Origin of the sequence: Ensifer sp. 22521, from assembly GCF_052044795.1 — a bacterium.
Taxonomy (GTDB): Bacteria; Pseudomonadota; Alphaproteobacteria; order Rhizobiales; family Rhizobiaceae; genus Ensifer.
The window spans coordinates 1-620 of the sequence record NZ_JBQENM010000073.1; the positions used below are offsets into that span (position 1 = coordinate 1).

Consider the following 620-nt stretch of genomic DNA (forward strand, 5'->3'; position numbering starts at 1 on the left):
CAAGCGCGTCATCACCGTGCGCACCGCCTCCTTCGCCTCTGCCGCTGAAGGCGGTTCGGCTGCGATCGAAAGTGTCGCGGCTGCCGCCAATCCGGGTGTTTCCAGCTTCGTCGCCGACGCCCTGTCGTCGTCCGACCGTCCGGAGCTGACCTCGGCCAAGATCATCATCTCCGGTGGTCGCGCGCTCGGTTCCTCGGAGAAGTTCCAGGAAGTCATCCTGCCGGTTGCCGACAAGCTCGGTGCTGCCGTCGGCGCCTCGCGCGCCGCCGTCGATGCCGGCTACGCGCCGAACGACTGGCAGGTCGGCCAGACCGGCAAGGTGGTCGCGCCCGATCTCTATATCGCCTGCGGCATCTCCGGTGCGATCCAGCATCTCGCCGGCATGAAGGATTCGAAGGTCATCGTCGCGATCAACAAGGACGAAGAGGCACCGATCTTCCAGGTCGCCGACTATGGCCTGGTTGCCGATCTCTTCGAAGCGCTGCCGGAATTCGAAAAAGCACCTTGAAAGACACATGGCCGAGATGATTGATCTGCCCGAACGCGAGAGCATGGAGTTCGACGTTGTCATCGTCGGGGCGGGGCCTGCCGGTCTTGCGGCGGCGATCCGGCTGAAGCAG

Annotated in this window: 2 protein-coding genes; both read left to right on the forward strand. The window is 64.4% G+C overall.

Annotated features, from left to right (window positions below):
* Window positions 1–508 (forward strand): electron transfer flavoprotein subunit alpha/FixB family protein (locus ACTJKE_RS36570; RefSeq protein WP_440693917.1); only part of this gene is annotated, 508 nt, incomplete at its 5' end.
* Window positions 509–515: 7 nt separating this feature from the next.
* Window positions 516–620 (forward strand): FAD-binding protein (locus ACTJKE_RS36575; RefSeq protein ID WP_440693919.1); only part of this gene is annotated, 105 nt, incomplete at its 3' end.